General features: G+C 60.8%; 13 protein-coding genes. 10 read left to right on the top strand and 3 right to left on the bottom strand.

Annotated elements, in window-relative coordinates; translation table 11 throughout:
* Nucleotides 1-431 precede the first annotated feature (431 nt).
* The 3 genes from LJ738_RS12240 (at nucleotide 432) to LJ738_RS12230 (ending at nucleotide 3730) form a co-directional block, all read left to right on the top strand.
* On the top strand, nucleotides 432-2318 hold the full coding sequence (locus tag LJ738_RS12240) for an ABC transporter ATP-binding protein (protein WP_227786596.1): 1887 nt from the start codon (nucleotides 432-434) through the stop codon (nucleotides 2316-2318).
* A gap of 59 nt (nucleotides 2319-2377) precedes the next feature.
* Nucleotides 2378-2989: a DUF4136 domain-containing protein gene (locus LJ738_RS12235; RefSeq protein ID WP_227786595.1), complete on the top strand. Its 612-nt coding sequence runs from the start codon at nucleotides 2378-2380 to the stop codon at nucleotides 2987-2989.
* Nucleotides 2990-3106: 117 nt separating this feature from the next.
* Entirely contained in the window at nucleotides 3107-3730 is a 624-nt protein-coding gene (locus tag LJ738_RS12230) for a DUF4136 domain-containing protein (protein WP_227786594.1), read from the top strand.
* Between the two features lie 393 nt (nucleotides 3731-4123).
* Here the strand turns inward: LJ738_RS12230 and LJ738_RS12225 are convergent, their stop codons facing one another.
* Complete coding sequence (locus tag LJ738_RS12225; protein WP_227786593.1) at nucleotides 4124-5113, bottom strand: XdhC family protein; 990 nt, start codon at nucleotides 5111-5113, stop codon at nucleotides 4124-4126.
* Nucleotides 5114-5201: 88 nt separating this feature from the next.
* A complete protein-coding gene (locus LJ738_RS12220) occupies nucleotides 5202-6617 on the bottom strand; it encodes a urate hydroxylase PuuD (protein ID WP_227786592.1) in 1416 nt (471 codons plus the stop codon).
* 330 nt (nucleotides 6618-6947) lie between these two features.
* Between LJ738_RS12220 and allB the strand changes: the two genes are divergently transcribed.
* From allB to LJ738_RS12185, 7 genes are all read left to right on the top strand, one after another.
* Nucleotides 6948-8288: an allantoinase AllB gene (allB, locus tag LJ738_RS12215; protein ID WP_227786591.1), complete on the top strand. Its 1341-nt coding sequence runs from the start codon at nucleotides 6948-6950 to the stop codon at nucleotides 8286-8288.
* The gene (locus LJ738_RS12210; RefSeq protein WP_227786590.1) at nucleotides 8289-9533 is read left to right on the top strand and encodes an allantoate amidohydrolase; all 1245 of its coding nucleotides are present in this window, start codon (nucleotides 8289-8291) and stop codon (nucleotides 9531-9533) included.
* A gap of 75 nt (nucleotides 9534-9608) precedes the next feature.
* Nucleotides 9609-10349, top strand: a complete 741-nt coding sequence (allE, locus tag LJ738_RS12205; RefSeq protein WP_262907668.1) for a (S)-ureidoglycine aminohydrolase — start codon at nucleotides 9609-9611, stop codon at nucleotides 10347-10349.
* A gap of 73 nt (nucleotides 10350-10422) precedes the next feature.
* On the top strand, nucleotides 10423-10689 hold the full coding sequence (locus LJ738_RS12200; protein WP_227786588.1) for a hypothetical protein: 267 nt from the start codon (nucleotides 10423-10425) through the stop codon (nucleotides 10687-10689).
* Entirely contained in the window at nucleotides 10686-11195 is a 510-nt protein-coding gene (uraD, locus tag LJ738_RS12195; RefSeq protein WP_227786587.1) for a 2-oxo-4-hydroxy-4-carboxy-5-ureidoimidazoline decarboxylase, read from the top strand. The genes LJ738_RS12200 and uraD overlap by 4 nt, the downstream gene beginning before the upstream one ends.
* Nucleotides 11192-11530 (top strand): hydroxyisourate hydrolase, encoded by a 339-nt coding sequence (gene uraH / locus LJ738_RS12190; RefSeq protein WP_227786586.1) that lies wholly within the window; start codon nucleotides 11192-11194, stop codon nucleotides 11528-11530. The genes uraD and uraH overlap by 4 nt, the downstream gene beginning before the upstream one ends.
* A gap of 200 nt (nucleotides 11531-11730) precedes the next feature.
* Nucleotides 11731-13170 (top strand): DUF6986 family protein, encoded by a 1440-nt coding sequence (locus LJ738_RS12185; protein WP_227786585.1) that lies wholly within the window; start codon nucleotides 11731-11733, stop codon nucleotides 13168-13170.
* Between the two features lie 86 nt (nucleotides 13171-13256).
* On the opposite strand, the gene LJ738_RS12180 is transcribed toward LJ738_RS12185, so the two are convergent.
* Nucleotides 13257-15572 (bottom strand): xanthine dehydrogenase molybdopterin binding subunit, encoded by a 2316-nt coding sequence (locus LJ738_RS12180; RefSeq protein ID WP_227786584.1) that lies wholly within the window; start codon nucleotides 15570-15572, stop codon nucleotides 13257-13259.
* Nucleotides 15573-15590: the final 18 nt, after the last annotated feature.

The raw sequence follows: 15590 nt of genomic DNA, 5'->3' as shown, positions 1-15590 counted from the left end.
GGAAGGATTTCCTTGCGAAGCAACGCTATATTTGCTTATGCTATTGCATGGGCAGAGCTAACCCGGGCCGTATAGTGCGGTTTCGAGGTAAGTGTATTCGATTGGCCTCAGCCTCTCCCGCGGAGAGGGGAACCGGACGATTGTAGCGCGGGCTCTGTAGTCCGCGTCCACGGCGGAAACCCGAACGACACCCAAATGGCGCGGGGACGCGGACTACAGAGTCCGCGCTACATTCCCGCCGCCGTGATACCCTCTCCCCGGACAGGGGCTGGGGGTGAGGCGTAACGTGCACACCGACTCCGAACCTGCTATAAGTAGACCCTTTCTGCCGGTTAAAGGTTTAGGTGGTTGAAATAGCTCAACCTCAACCGGACCAGCTGCCAAAACGGCAACTCTCACCTTCCGGCCCCAACCTTGCCTTCGCCCCGCCGATGTTTGAATTCCTGAAAACCATATCCGCCAAGAACCCCAACGGCTCCCGCGGGGGGGGCGACAAGCCGCCCGTGAGCGTGCGCGAGCGGGTGTCGGCGCTGCGCAATCTGCCGGCGTTTCTCAAGCTTATCTGGCAAACCAGCCCCGCGTTGGCGCTCTCCAATATTGTGCTGCGCCTGCTACGAGCTGGCCTGCCGCTGGCCATGCTCTATGTGGGCCAGCTCATTCTCGATGCGGTGGTGCACCTCACCCGCCTGCCTGCTGCCGAGCGGGTGCTGGCGCCCGTACTCCAGCTGGTGGCGCTGGAGTTTGGCCTGGTGCTGCTCACCGATGCTCTGGGCCGCGGCGTGGCTCTGCTCGATTCGCTGCTCGGCGACCTGTTTGCCAACCAGTCGTCCATCCGCCTCATGGCCCACGCCGCCGAGCTCGATTTGGACCAGTTCGAGGACAGCACCTTCTACGACAAGCTGGAGCGCGCCCGCCGCCAAACCCTCTCGCGCACCGTGCTCATGAGCCAGGTGCTCTCGCAGGGCCAGGACCTGGTCACGCTGGTGCTGCTGGCCGGTGGGCTGGTGGCCTTCCAGCCGTGGCTGCTGGTGCTGCTGCTGCTGGCCGTGGTGCCGGCCTTCCTGGGCGAGTCGCACTTCAACGAGCGCAGCTACTCCCTCTCGCACTCCTGGACGCCCGAGCGCCGCGAGCTCGACTACCTCCGCCAAACCGGCGCCTCCGACGAAACAGCCAAGGAAGTGAAGATTTTCGGGCTCTCCGACTTCCTCATCAACCGCTTCCGCGAGCTGTCCGATGACTTCTACCGCCAAAACAAAAGCCTCGTGCTGCGCCGCGCCGCCTGGGGCACGCTCTTCGCCGCCATTGGCGCGGCCGGCTACTACGGAGCGTACGTCTACATCATTACCCGCGCCGTGGCCGGGCAGATTTCGCTGGGCCAGCTCACGTTCCTGGCAGGGTCGTTTGCACGGCTGCGCGGGCTGCTCGAAGGCATCCTGAGTCGCTTTAGCTCCGTGGCCGATGGGGCCTTGTACTTGCAGGACTTTTTCGACTTCTTTGCATTGCGGCCCCGCATCGTGCGGCAGGAAGTTAAAGGCGAAACGGCCCGGCCGTTCCCCCGGCCCATCCGGCAGGGTTTCCAGTTTGAAAACGTCGGGTTCCAGTACAAGAATGGTACAAAATGGGCCATTCGCAACCTCTCTTTTAAGCTGGAAGCCGGCGAAAAGCTGGCACTGGTAGGGGAGAATGGAGCTGGCAAAACCACGCTGGTGAAGCTGCTGGCCCGGCTCTATGACCCCACCGAGGGCCGCATTCTGCTCGATGGCCACGACCTGCGCGAGTACGACCCCGCCGAGCTGCGCCAGGAAATCGGCGTCATCTTCCAGGACTTTGTGCGCTTCCAGCTGCCGGCCGGCCAGAACCTGGCCGTGGGCCGCATCGAGGAGCGCCAAAACCAGCCCCGCATCGAAACCGCCGCCCAGCAAAGCCTGGCCGATACCGTGATTGCGAAGCTGCCCGGCGGCTACGACCAGATGATAGGCCGCCGCTTCAACGGCGGTGTGGATTTGAGCGGGGGCGAGTGGCAGAAAATTGCCCTGGGCCGGGCCTACATGCGCGACGCCCAGCTGCTCATCCTCGACGAGCCCACCGCCGCCCTCGACGCCCGCGCCGAGCACGAAGTTTTTCAGCGATTTGCCGAATTAACCAAGGGCAAGACGGCCGTGCTTATCAGCCACCGGTTCAGCACGGTACGCATGGCCGACCGCATCCTGGTGATTGAAAACGGACAATTTGTGGAAATCGGCTCGCACGAAGCCTTGCTCGCCAAGGGCGGGCGCTATGCCGAGCTGTTTGCGCTGCAGGCCGCCGGCTACCGATAGGCTTTGATTATCAGGACGGTTTGTGTAACTTGGTTCGTAGCAAATGTGCCCTGCTACCTATGACCAATTCTTTACGCATTCTCTTGACCCTTAGCCTCGGTGCGGGCCTCAGCAGCTGCATTACCATGCAGGAAGCCCGAATTGAATCAGACTATAGCTACAGCGGCAATTTTCGCCGGTATCGCACCTACGATTTTGTGCACTCCTACGGGCCTCTGAGCGACACCAGTCGCCTGGGGCTGGTGCTGCGCGACGCCATTCAGCAGCGCCTGCAGCAGCAGGGCTACCGGGCCGCAGCCAAACGGCCCGACTTACTCGTCAACTACCACATTTTTGAAGGCGCCGTGAACCTGCGCGGCTACAACCAGGAAGACCTGGAGCGCTGGGTGGCCCAGCACGAAGGCGAAGCCGACGACACCCCCGAGCAGAGCCGCCAAACCTACGACCCGGTGCGCCGCCTGCTCACCGATGGCACCTTGATGGTGACCCTGGTAGACGCCCGCTCGCAGCGGGCCATCTGGAACGGCTACGCCTCCGGCGTGGACGTGCCCGACAACGCCCGGGCCGAAACCGTGCTGCGCCGCTCCGTGCGCTCCATTTTCGACCGGTATCGCATTCTGGCCAAAGGCTACCTCCTGTCGCCCAACGCCGCCGAAACCGGCGGCCACTAGCCCCGGTACCCGGAAAAGAGGGTGACCCAGTTGCCGGCAATTCACGGCCCGGCAGTACGTGTTCCACGTTGTCATTTCGCACTTGCAAAGCCTGCTCACCCGTCAATTCCCACTGCCATGTTACGCATTATCAACTCTCTGTCTCTTATCGGTCTGGTGGCAGCTTTGGCGGCCTGCATGACCACCCGCGAAGCCAAGGTTGACTCCGACTACAGCTACCGCGGCAATTTCCGTCACTACCGCACCTACGATTTCGTGACCGGCTCGGGCCTCACCGCCGATACCAGCCGCCTGGGCACGTCGGTGCGTGAGGCCATTCAGCAGCGCCTCTCGGCGCAGGGCTACCGCCTGGCCCGCCGCCGCCCCGATATGCTGGTGAACTTCCGGGTGTACCAGGGCGACATGAACTTCCACGGCTTTGCGCAGGAAGACCTCACCCAGTGGATAAAGCGCAACATTGAGGAAACCGACGACACCCCCAAGGAAGAGCGCCAGGGCTACCAGCCCGTGCGCCTGCTGCTGGCCGAAGGCACGCTGCTCGTCACCCTCATCGACGTGAAAACCAACCGCGCCGTATGGAACGGCTACGCCTCCGGTGTGAGCGTGCCCGAAGGCCCCATGGGCGAAATCGTGCTGCGCCGCTCCGTCCGCTCCATCCTCGACCGCTACCGGGTCTTCACCGAAGAATTCGCTAATGGCTCTCTGCCCCGCACCGAGTCATCCGGAGAATCGGACCGGTGAGGGTTGGGGGATGCCAAGCGGGCGTGGAAAACCTCACCCCCGGCCCCTCTACGGCGGAGAGGGAGCCGGACGATAATTGTCATTGCGAGGACGCAGGACGAAGCAATCCGTCCTCTCAATGAGACTCGCCTTCTAATGTGAAAAGCCTCGGCGCTGCACGGTGTCGGGGCTTTTTACTGAAAGGGCGTTGTCACATTCCAGGGTTGGTCGCAGCGAGAGGACAGATTGCCGCATTCCGCTACGCTCCATTCGCAATGACAGACGAGAATTGTCCGGCTCCCCTCTCTTTTGGAGAGGGGCTGGGGGTGAGGTTCCCCGCCAGAGTTTCCACCGCGCTTCGTATAGCAGACAACACTCAGCATCTCAAGGAACCACAGCCACCTTCTGAACCGCTTACCTATGCCGTACCTGAATCAGCTCGGCAACGATGCTAATGGCAATTTCCTCGGGTGTCTGGCTATTGATAGCCAGCCCAATTGGGCCGCGAAGCCGAGCAATTTCTTCAGCCGAGAAACCGTCTTCCTGCAAGCCCCGGCGCAATTCCACAACTTTCGCCACGCTGCCCATCACGCCGAGGTAGCGGTAGGGGAGGCTAAGTAGCTGGCGCAGCACAAGGGCATCGGTGCGGTAGCCCACGGTCATTACCACCACGTACTGGTGCGGGCCCCGGGGGATTTCAGCCGCCACGTTGTCGTAGCTGATGACGCGCCGATGGTGGGCTGCATCGTTAGTGGCCAGCGTGGGCAAATCGGTGCGGTCGTCCAGCACGGTTAGCTCAAAATCGAGCAGTGCCAGGGCTTTTGACAAAGCCAGGCTCACATGCCCACCGCCCACAATGGTGACGTGGTCGCGAAAGCCCAGCTGCTCGCGGTAGCTCCACTCCGGCCCCGGCTGGTAATCGTAAAACGCCGCGCTGGCAGGATGAGTCGCCGAGCCATTGGGAGCGTCTGTAAGCAACTGTAGTTCCGATTCGATGCTCAGCATCAGTTGGCCGCGGGTGCCTGCGAGTAGCGCCATTTCAATGTCCGCCACCACGGGCAAGTCGGCGACTGCCAGGGGCCAGAGCAGCACTTCCTGCTCGCCCGAGCACATCATGCCCGAGCGGTCGGCCGGGGCTTCGCGGCGGTGAATCTGGGGCCGCAGCGCCGGGCTCAGGTCGCCGGAGAGCAGCCGCTGCCGGGCCAGCTCAATAAACTTGTGCTCCATAATGCCCCCGCCGATTGAGCCGGCCGTCTCCGCCGCCGTCACGCTCATCTTGAAGCCCTGTCGGCCGGGACTGCTGCCCGCGCTGCTTACTACGCACAGCAGCGCCACGGGCACGCCCGCCCGCAAGCTGGCAGCAGCCAGCGCCCAAACTGGCAAGTCGCGCGGAGAAGCAGGCATACGCTTCGTTTAATGAATATTGGGGAATGAAGAATTAGAAATGAACGACACCCTCATCCTTGCGAATGAAGGTGTTAGATGTTCTGGTTTACTTGTTCAGGGCGCCCTGCTCAATCCAGCACCGGATTAGGTCGCGTTCTTCCTGAGTAATCTGGGTTTTGTTGTTCTGGGGCATGGTCTTGGTTACCACCACGCGCTGCATGATTTTGTCCTTCAGGCGAATGATATCCTCGGGGGTATCATAAACGACGCCGTTGGGCGGCGACTTGAATACATCGTCGGTGGGCTTGGCGGAGTGGCACTGCACGCAGCGCTTTTGCACAATGAGGTTTACCTGGCTAATGCCCACTTCCTGGGTGCAGCTGGCGGCGGCTCCGGCGCTGTCCTGGACGGGCGGGGCCGTTACGAATACAACCCCCAGCAGCAGGGCTACGGCGGCGGGCAGCACCCACACGGCTGTGTCCGTCTGGTGCTTTTCGCGGAGGTTGAGCCAATGCTTTACGCCGGCCGTGCCCAGCGTGATGGCCGCCAGAATCGCCCAGGGGTAGGAGTGGCCGAAGGTGCTGGGGAAGTGGTTGCTCACCATCACAAACAGCACGGGCAGCGTGAAGTAGTTGTTGTGCAGCGAGCGGGCCAGGGCATTTTTGCCCAGCTGGGGGTCTAGCGGCGTGCCTTCGGTGGCGGCCTTCACCATGGCCTTCTGGGCCGGGATGATGGTGAAGAAAACGTTGCCCACCATGAGCGTGCCCAGCATGGCCCCGAAGTGGATGTAGGCTGCCCGGGCGCTGAATACCTCCGCGTAGAAATAGGCAAATGCCGTGGCAATTGCGAAGCCAATGACCTTGAACCAGGGGCTGCGCACCAGCGCCGTGCGGCACAGACCGTCATAAACCAACCACGCCGCCACAAACGAGCCCACCCCGATGCCCACGCCCGCCAGCGGCGAAATGTCGAGCACCCGAGGGTCAATCAACATGGAGCTGGCGTTGAAATAGTACACCACAAACAGCAAGCTGAAGCCCGAGAGCCAGGTGAAATAGGCCTCGTACTTAAACCAGTGCAGGCTTTTGGGAATGACCTTGGGCGCCGACTTGTACTTCTCGAGGTAGTAAAAGCCGCCGCCGTGCACGGCCCAGAGATTGCCGGCCAGCTCTTCGCGCACGTTGTCGGTGCGATTCAGGGCATTTTCGAGGAACACGAAGTAGAACGAAGCCCCAATCCACGCAATGCCGAAGGTGATGTGCATGAGGCGCACCACAATATTGAGCCACTCCATGATGTGGCCGGCCCAGGGCGTGTCGCGCACCACCACGTAGCAAATGCCCACGGCCGCCACCACGGCCAGAAAAATGAGGGCGTAGGAATAGCCCTCGAGTGTGAAGCCGCTTTCGCCCACCACGCCACCATCGGGCCGCGTTTTGGCCACGCGCTGCAACGCGAAAATGACGCCCAGCAGCAGCAGAAACGTCAGTATTAAAGCAATCAGGGTAACGTATTGAATCATAGTTAAGCAGTGGGAGAGGGCAGCAGGTATTTAGATGGTCATGCTGAAGATGGTCATACTGAGCTTGCCGAAGCATCTCGCGTGCGGCAGTAATCAAATCAATCGGCTGTCATGCTGACGAAGGAAGCATCTTATCACCGCAGAACGACTTGTTCAAACGTGATAAGATGCTTCCTTCGTCAGCATGACAAAAGGCGCGGTAAAAAAGCGCGGCAAAGATGCTTCGCTGCGCTCTGCATGACGGACGATTGCCAGCGCACGACGTTCTTCCAACTCCGCCTTTAATTGAGCCGGGAAAAAGTCCCCAATTTAGCGCCAAACTTCTCCTTCATGCCAAACCTTGCTCTGCGCAGCCAACGGGTCGTCACGCCCGAAGGCGTCCGCGCCGCCACCATTCTTATCGAAAACGGCCGGATTGCCGCCCTGCTGCCCCACGACGCCGATATAGCCGAGGCTACGCTCGTCGACGTGGGCAGCCGCGCTATTCTGCCGGGCGTCATCGACCCACACGTTCACATCAACGAGCCAGGCCGCACCGATTGGGAAGGCTTCGATACCGCCACCCGCGCCGCGCTGGCCGGCGGCCTCACCACCCTGGTCGATATGCCGCTGAACTCGGCCCCGGTCACGACTTCGGTGGCGAATCTGGAAATAAAGCGGGCGGCCACCAAGGGCCAGCTGCATACCAACGTCGGTTTCTGGGGAGGGGTAGTACCCGGCAACGCCGCCGAAATTGAGCCATTGATTGCGGCCGGAGTATTGGGCTTCAAAGCCTTTCTGACGCATTCGGGTATTGATGATTTTCCGAATGCCACGGAGGAAGATTTGCGCCGGGTAATGCCGATACTGGCGCGGCACCAGCTGCCGCTGCTGGTGCACTGCGAGCTGTCGGTAGAAGATGATGCCTGGAAGCAGAACGACCACCGCTCTTACCCGAACTACCTAGCCTCGCGGCCCAAGGAGTGGGAAGACAAGGCCGTGGCGATGATGATTCGCCTTTGCGAAGAATTCCGCTGCCCCGTGCACATTGTGCACCTGTCGTCGGCCAATTCCATAGCGCCTATTGCCGCTGCCAAGGCCCGGGGCCTGCACCTGACCGTGGAAACCGGCCAGCACTACCTCTACTTCAACGCCGAGGACATTGCTGATGGCCAGACACAGTTCAAGTGCGCGCCGCCCATCCGCGAAAAGGCCAACAACGACCAGCTCTGGGCCGCCTTGCAAAGCGGTATTATCGACTTTGTAGCCACCGACCACTCGCCCGCGCCGCCCGACTTGAAGCAGCTCGAAAGCGGCGACTTTACCACGGCCTGGGGCGGCATTGCCTCGCTGCAGCTGGCCCTGCCCGTGCTCTGGACTGCTGCCCGCCAGCGCGGCGCCACGCTCCCGGACCTGACGCGCTGGCTCAGCGAAAATCCAGCTCAACTCATCGGCCAGAGCCACCAAAAAGGCCGGATTGCCGTGGGCTACGACGCCGATTTAATCGTGCTCAGCCCTGAAAAATCCTTCGTCGTGCATGAGAAAATGATTCAGCACAAACACAAAGTGTCGCCTTACATTTGCCAGGAATTGTGGGGCGTAGTGGAGCAGACTTTTCTGAAGGGAAAGCAAGTGTATGAGCACCCCACGTTCACCCACCTCAACCAAGGCGAAATCATAACTCGGAGCTGAATGCAGCAGGAATACACAGCGCGCGCTGAGCAAATCATGCAGCGCATTCAGCAATTGGCGGCCATCAGCGAAGACGAGCACGGCGTGACGCGCACCTTCGGCACGCCCGCGTTCTTAGCCGGCCGCGACCTGGTGCAAAGCTGGATGGAGGCCGCCGGCCTCGTTACCCGCGTCGACGGCATCGGCAACCTGCGTGCCCGCCTAGAAAGCCAGAATCCCGACGCGAAAACTTTCGTGCTGGCCTCGCACATAGACACCGTGGTAAACGCCGGCAAGTTCGACGGGCCGCTGGGCGTGCTCATGGGGCTCGACTTGCTGGAGCAGCTTCAGAGCCAACAGGCCGACCTACCGTTTCATATTGAGCTGATTGCCTTCAGCGACGAAGAAGGCGTGCGCTTTCACACCACCTACCTGGGCAGCGCCGTGGTGACCGGCGCTTTCGACCACGCCCTGCTGGCCCGGCGCGACGAAGCCGGTGTGACGCTGGACCAGGCCCTCGAAGTGATGGGCGGCGATGCCTCCCAACTGGCGCTTGATGCCATTCCGGCGGCAGAGTGGATGGGTTATTTTGAGATGCACATTGAGCAGGGCCCGGTGCTCTGGGAGCGCAACGTGCCCGTGGCGCTGGTCACGGCTATTGCCGGGCAGCAGCGCGTGGAGCTGGTGTTTCGGGGCATGGCCGGCCACGCCGGCACCGTGCCCATGAACATGCGCCAGGACGCCCTGTGCGCCGCCGCCGAGTTCGTGCTCACCGCCGAGCAGTTTGCCCAGGCCCACGGCCAGGGATTGGTGGCCACGGTGGGTAAGCTGAGCATCAGTAACTCGGCCAGCAACGTCATTCCCGGCGAGGTAACCTGCACCCTCGACCTGCGCAGCGCCAACCAAGCCCAACTCGCTGATGCCTACCGCGCCTTGCTCAACTTCGCCGAAGGCCTTGCCGCCCAGCGCAACGTGGAGCTGGTGTGGAAGCTGGTGCAGCAAACTGCCCCCGTGGCCTGCAGCCAGCCCCTGAACGACCTACTGGCCCAGGCCATCGCCGAGTCCGGCTACGAAACCATCTCGCTGGTGAGCGGTGCCGGCCACGACGCCGTGCCCGTATCGGCCGTGGCGCCGGCCACCATGCTATTTATCCGCTGCTACAAAGGAATCAGCCACAACCCGCTGGAAAATGTGGAGCTGGACGACCTGGCCGCCGCCATCGCCGTAGCCGACCGGTTTTTACTTTCAGTAGCGCGGACTTTGTAGTCCGCGCCTGAACAACCCAATAGAACAATCCACACGCGGACCACAGAGTCTGCGCTACATGCTTTAAAAATGGAAATGTCGGCCCTGACCCGCTCGGTTGTCAAGCGCAACCACGCCATCATCGCCCCCGATGGCTACATCAACAGCAACGTGCCCGGCTGGACCGGCTGCACCGTGAACGTCATCATCAACGAGCAAATGGGCGCCCGCCTCTGCCAAACCTTGATTACCCTCACCGACGCCGGCAAACTCGTGGGCGAAACCAAGGACTCGCAGATTTTCTTCTACGTGGTGCAAGGCCAGTGCCACGTAGCCGTGGGCGGCGAAACCCGCACGCTCACCGTGGGTCAGTATGTGTACATCCCCGTGGGCCAGGCCTACGAGTTCAGCCAGCCCTCAGCCGGCACGCAGCTACTCACCTTCCACAAGGTGTACGAGCCGCTGGAAGGCCACACCACCCCGGCCATCTTCTTCGGCGAGCGGGACTACAGCAAAGCGCCCATTTACATGAACGACGAGGCCCTGCGCATCCAGGAGCTGCTGCCCAACGAGTTGGGCTTCGACATGGCCGTGAACATCTTCACCTACGGCATCGGCGGCAACCTGCCCATGGTGGAAACGCACATCATGGAGCACGGCCTCATGTACCTCGAAGGCCAGGCCATCTATATGCTCGACCAGTGCTGGTACCCCGTGAAAAAAGGCGACTCCATCTGGATGGCGCCCTACTGCCAGCAGTGGGCCACCGCCATGGGCCAGGAGCCCTCGGTGTACATCTATTACAAGAACGTTAACCGCTTCCCCACGGTGATATAATTAGCGCTTCCCAATAAAACGGTCATGCTGGGCTTGTCGAAGCATCTCGCCCGCGCCAGTAATTAATTGCCTAATGAAAATCATCGAACGGTTACTTTCGGTGCTGGGGTGGCTCCAGATATTTATTTCACCGGCTATAATTGGGGCAGTTACCGGCGCTTTTATTTGGCTGGCGCTGCGTGGTTCTTTGGGTATCGTGCTTGGACTGTCTATGGGGATATTGGGCTGTTTCGCAGGGTCTGTTTTCGCTGAAAAAGCCCGACGGGGCAAGGGCACGATTGAATTCATGTCCCGTACCATAGCCCACCCGGAATTGCGAGAAAAAGAAAAGAAAAAATGACTCTGGAAGAACTTAATCAACTCAATAAACCTGCTCTCACCGAAGCCCTGCACAAATGCTGCGGCTCCACGGCGTGGGTGGAAAACATGGTCGCCATATTCCCCGTCGCCGATGCCGAAACCCTGATGGACCAGGCCAATACGCAGTGGAATAAATTGAGCGAAGCTGACTGGCGCGAAGCCTTCACGCACCACCCCAAAATAGGCGGTGATGTAGCGGCCCTGCGCGAAAAATTTGCCAGCACCAGCACGTGGGCCGAAGGGGAGCAAGCCTCTGTAAAACAAGCTTCGCAAGAGACACTGGAAGCTTTAGCTGCCGGCAACACCGAATATGAAAAAAAATTCGGCTACATCTTTATCGTCTGCGCCACGGGGAAATCAGCGGAAGAAATGCTGGCTTTGCTGCAAGCACGCCTGTCGAATAAACCCGAAGATGAAATATTAATTGCTGCCGGCGAGCAGAATAAAATCACCCGTCTGCGCCTCGAGAAACTATTAGCCGCATGAGCCAAATCACCACCCACATTCTCGACACCACCAAGGGCAAACCAGCTGCGGGCGTGACCATTGCGCTATTGCAGCAAACCGGCGACAACTGGCAGGAAATTGCGCGTGGCGCGACGAATAGCGATGGCCGAATTGCGGATTTATTGCCTAAGGAAACGCAATTAGAATTGGGAGTTTATAAAATGAAATTCTTCACCAAAGAATATTTCGACCAGAACGGAACGGCGAATTTTTATCCGCTGGTAGAAATAATCTTTGACGTGGCCACCACTGAGCATTACCACGTGCCGCTGCTGCTGAACCCCTTCGGCTACGCCACCTACCGCGGTTCCTGATTGGGCCCCAATCGATAACTATTAAGAACGTCATGCTGAGCTTGTCGAAGCATCTCGCGTGCTGTCACTAAACCAATCGTTAGCTGCGCTGACCTTCGGTTCAACGAAGCGGTCGAGATGCTTCGACAAGCTCAGCATGACATTCTGGTTAGCTAAAACATGGCTAGCTGGCAACTGAAATCGAACAACTAAATTCCCACATGAAACTCAGCTTACCAGAATCCGATAAAGCCGCCCTGCTCGATGAGCTCGGCGTGGCCAACCTGCACTTCCAGCAAACCTATCCCGGCGACAAGCCCGACCGCCAGCCCGTGCACACTGTGTACGGCGGCGCCAACCTTTTTAAAGCCGATACCTGCGTGCGCATGGGCGACATTGCCCTCAACAACCTGCAGACCTACGCGCCCAACTTCGTGGAGCTGGCCCGCGTGCTGCAACTCAAAAACCACGAGCACCTGCCCACGCTGACCGCCGACATTGCCGAGCTCACCGCCCGCCTCGATGCCATGACGCCCGCCGAGCGCAAGCACGAGCCGGCCTGGCTGGCGTACTCGGTCTACAATAAGATTGTGCAGAAACTGAAGCGCGAAGCCGTGGAAGACTTCCGCGTGGACTTTGAAGACGGCTTCGGCAACCGCCCCGATGCCGAGGAGGACGAAACCGCCGTGCGCGCCGCCAAGGAAGTAGCTAAGGGCATGGCCCAGGGCACGCTTTCGCCGTTCATCGGCATCCGCATCAAGCCCTTTACCGAAGACATGAAGGCCCGTGGCGTGCGCACGCTCGATATTTTCCTGACCACGCTGCTGGCCGAAACCGGTGGCAAGCTGCCCGACAACTTCGTGGTGATGCTTCCCAAGGTGACCATTCCGGAGCAGATGACGACGATGGTGCGCCTGTTTGAGCTACTGGAAAAGGCCAACGGCCTCGCGCCCGGCACCCTCAAAATGGAGACCATGGTGGAGGCCACGCAAATCATCATGGACGAGGAGGGCCGCAATCCGCTCATGCGCATCATTCGGGCCAGCGAGGGGCGCTGCATAGCCGCCCACTTCGGCACCTACGACTACACCGCCAGCTGCGGCATCACGGCCAAGTACCAGACCATGGGCCACCCGGTCTGCGACTTCGCCCACCACATGACCAAAGTGGCGCTGGGCGGCACCGGCATATTCCTCTCCGACGGCGCCACCAACGTCATGCCCATCGGCCCGCACCGCGGCGACAACCTGAGCTACGCCCAACTGCGAGAAAACCAGGAGTCCGTGCACAACGCCTGGCGCCAGGCCTTCCACCACAGCACGCACTCGCTGATAAACGGCATGTACCAAGGCTGGGACTTGAACCCCGCCCAACTGCCCATGCGCTACGCCGCGACCTACAACTTCTTCCTGAGCAGCTACGACGACGCGGTGCTTCGCCTGAAAACCTTCGTGGAGCGCGCCGCCATTTCCACCCTCACCGGCGACATTTTCGACGATGCCGCCACCGGCCAGGGCCTGCTCAACTTCTTCCTGAAAGCCCTGAACTGCGGCGCCATCTCGGAGGAAGAAATCGAAGCCACAGGCCTCACCCGCGACGAAATCAATACCCGCTCGTTCTTCCGCATTCTGGAAGGCCGGCGCAAGCAGGTGGTCGTTTAAAGCGCCGCCATTACCAAAACTCAAAACAAAAGGCCTCTCACGCGAGAGGCCTTTTGTTTTTGGACAAAGCCCGGGGGTGCCAGCCTCTAAGCGACTGCCGAAGCCGAAGTAGCTGCCGTGGCAGAACTCCAGGCCGTGTTGGCCGCCGAAAACTCGGGGTACAAGCTCACCAGCACCTTTTCGGGCGTCATTGGGGCCGAGAAGGGCAGGGCGGTGTGGGGCTGGAAAGCCCGCACGGCATCGCGCAGGGCGAAGTAGGTGCCGATGCCGTACATGAGCGGCGGCTCGCCCACGGCCTTAGAGCGCAGAATGGCCTTGGGATGGCCGGGCGTGTCGAGGAAGTGCACGTCGAGCACAGCCGGGGCGGCGTAGATGTCCGGGATTTTGTAGCTATTGAGCGAGTTACTGAGCAGGCGGCCTTCTTCGTTGTAAGCAATTTCCTCCATCGTCATCCAGCCGATGCCTTGCACCGCGCCGCCTTCAATCTGGCCGCGGTCGATGACGTGGTTGAAGCTCTGGCCGAAATCGTGGGCTATGCGCAGGGCATCCACGGTGTAGGTACCGCGCAGGCAATCGACGGTGACGGTGGTGAAAGCCGTGCCGTACACGTGGTAAGCGAAGGGGTGGCCCGTGTTGGTAGTGGCGTCGAAATGCAGGTCGGGCGTGGCGTAATGAGCGTTTTCGGTGAGGGCCACGCGCTTCCAGAAGGCCGAGGATACCAGCTTATCCCAGTTGGTTTCGGCAGGGATGCCGGCGGCCAGAACTTCCTCATCGCGGATTTCGAGGCCCTCGTAATTCAGCGTGTACTCGGTGCAGGCGTGGCGCAGCAGGCGCTCGCGCAGGGCGGCGCAGGCCATTTCGGTGGCTTTGCCGTTGAGGTCGGCGGTGGCGCTGGCGGCGCTGGGAGAGGTGTTGGCGACGCGGGTGGTATTGGTGGTTTCGATTTTGATGCGGTTAATCGAAATGCCCAGCGTACGGGCTGCCACCTGCGCAATCTTGGTGTTCACGCCCTGGCCCATTTCCACCGCGCCCGTGCTGATGCCCACCGACCCATCGGAGTAGATGTGCACCAGCGCACGCGTTTGGTTCATGGGCGTTTTGGTGAACGAGATGCCGAAGCAGATGGGCATCACCGCAAAGCCTTTCTTGAACAGTTTGTTCTGCTGGTTAAACAGCTCAACTTCGGCCCGCAATCCGGCCAGGTTGTACTTCTGGGCGGCTGTATCCCAGGCCTGCTCGGCGTGGCACATTTCAGCCGCCTGGCGGTAAGAAAATAAGTCGCCTTCGTGCAGCAGGTTGCGGCGCTGAATGTCGCAGGCCGGCACGCCCAACTCCTCGGCCGCTTTGGCAATGGCCGACTCTATGACGAACATGCCCTGCGGCCCGCCAAAGCCCCGGAAGGCCGTGTTGGGCGGCAAATTGGTGCGGCAGCTGAAAGCTGTAGCCGTCACGTTGGGCACGAAGTAGGAGTTCGTAGCGTGGAACAGAGTGCGCTCCATCACGGCCGGCGAGAGGTCGGCTGCCGCGCCGGCATTTTGGAAGAACGTGACTTCGTAGGCTACGATTTTCAGGTGCTCATCCAGCCCAATTTTGAAATCGGACGAGTAGGGGTGGCGCTTGCCGGTCATGCGCATATCAGCCATGCGGTCAAGCACCAGCTTCACGGGCTTTTTGGTGCAAAACGCGCCCAGCGCTGCCAGTGCGCCCCAGGGCGTGGCCTGGTCTTCCTTGCCCCCAAAACCGCCACCCAGTCGCGTTACGTCCACTTCCACTTGGTGCATGCCCAGCCCCAGCACGTGCGCGGTGTGGCGCTGCACGGCCGTGGGGCCTTGGGTAGAAGAGATGATGCGCACCCCCCCCATTTCCGTTGGGAAGGCATAGGCGCCCTGTGTTTCGATGTACAAATGCTCCTGCCCGCCGCTCTCGGCCACGCCTTCAAATACGTGCGCGCACGAAGCCCAGGTAGCCGTCGAATCGCCGATTTTGAAAGTGCGCGGTGGTACAATCAGCTCGCCCTGCGCGGCGGCTACGCGCGGGTCGGTGATAATGGGCAGCGGCTCAATTTCTGCCTTGATGAGCCTGAGCGCGGCGTGGGCCTGGTGCTCGGTGCGGGCCAGCACCAGCGCCACCGGTTGGCCCCGGAAATGCACGTGGCCCTCGGCCAGCAGCGGTTCATCGGGCACAATGCCCCCGATTTGGTTATAGCCCGGAATGTCCTGTGCGGTGAGGATGCGCACCACGCCCGGCGCGGCCAGAGCAGCACTCAAATCCAGGTTCAGCAGCTTGCCATGAGCCAGCGGGCTCTCAAATACGGCGGCGTACAGCGTGCCCTGCTGCGTGGGCACGTCGTCGAGGTACTGCGATTCGCCGCGCACGTGGCGCTGAGGGTCGAGGTGATTCATGGGATTCTGAGGCTGAAA

It is taken from the genome of Hymenobacter plasmatis (genome assembly GCF_020711255.1).
GTDB lineage: Bacteria > Bacteroidota > Bacteroidia > Cytophagales > Hymenobacteraceae > Hymenobacter.
Note: the sequence above shows the minus strand (reverse complement) of the source record. Positions and strands in the feature narration are given on the sequence as shown.

Excerpts from the sequence above, each read along its gene's own strand:
- LJ738_RS12240 (WP_227786596.1), top strand. The coding sequence starts at position 432 with ATGTTTGAATTCCTGAAAACCATATCCGCCAAGAACCCCAACGGCTCC.
- LJ738_RS12235 (WP_227786595.1), top strand. The coding sequence starts at position 2,378 with ATGACCAATTCTTTACGCATTCTCTTGACCCTTAGCCTCGGTGCGGGC.
- LJ738_RS12230 (WP_227786594.1), top strand. The coding sequence starts at position 3,107 with ATGTTACGCATTATCAACTCTCTGTCTCTTATCGGTCTGGTGGCAGCT.
- LJ738_RS12225 (WP_227786593.1), bottom strand. The coding sequence starts at position 5,113 with ATGCCTGCTTCTCCGCGCGACTTGCCAGTTTGGGCGCTGGCTGCTGCC.
- LJ738_RS12220 (WP_227786592.1), bottom strand. The coding sequence starts at position 6,617 with ATGATTCAATACGTTACCCTGATTGCTTTAATACTGACGTTTCTGCTG.
- allB (WP_227786591.1), top strand. The coding sequence starts at position 6,948 with ATGCCAAACCTTGCTCTGCGCAGCCAACGGGTCGTCACGCCCGAAGGC.
- LJ738_RS12210 (WP_227786590.1), top strand. The coding sequence starts at position 8,289 with ATGCAGCAGGAATACACAGCGCGCGCTGAGCAAATCATGCAGCGCATT.
- allE (WP_262907668.1), top strand. The coding sequence starts at position 9,609 with ATGTCGGCCCTGACCCGCTCGGTTGTCAAGCGCAACCACGCCATCATC.
- LJ738_RS12200 (WP_227786588.1), top strand. The coding sequence starts at position 10,423 with ATGAAAATCATCGAACGGTTACTTTCGGTGCTGGGGTGGCTCCAGATA.
- uraD (WP_227786587.1), top strand. The coding sequence starts at position 10,686 with ATGACTCTGGAAGAACTTAATCAACTCAATAAACCTGCTCTCACCGAA.
- uraH (WP_227786586.1), top strand. The coding sequence starts at position 11,192 with ATGAGCCAAATCACCACCCACATTCTCGACACCACCAAGGGCAAACCA.
- LJ738_RS12185 (WP_227786585.1), top strand. The coding sequence starts at position 11,731 with ATGAAACTCAGCTTACCAGAATCCGATAAAGCCGCCCTGCTCGATGAG.
- LJ738_RS12180 (WP_227786584.1), bottom strand. The coding sequence starts at position 15,572 with ATGAATCACCTCGACCCTCAGCGCCACGTGCGCGGCGAATCGCAGTAC.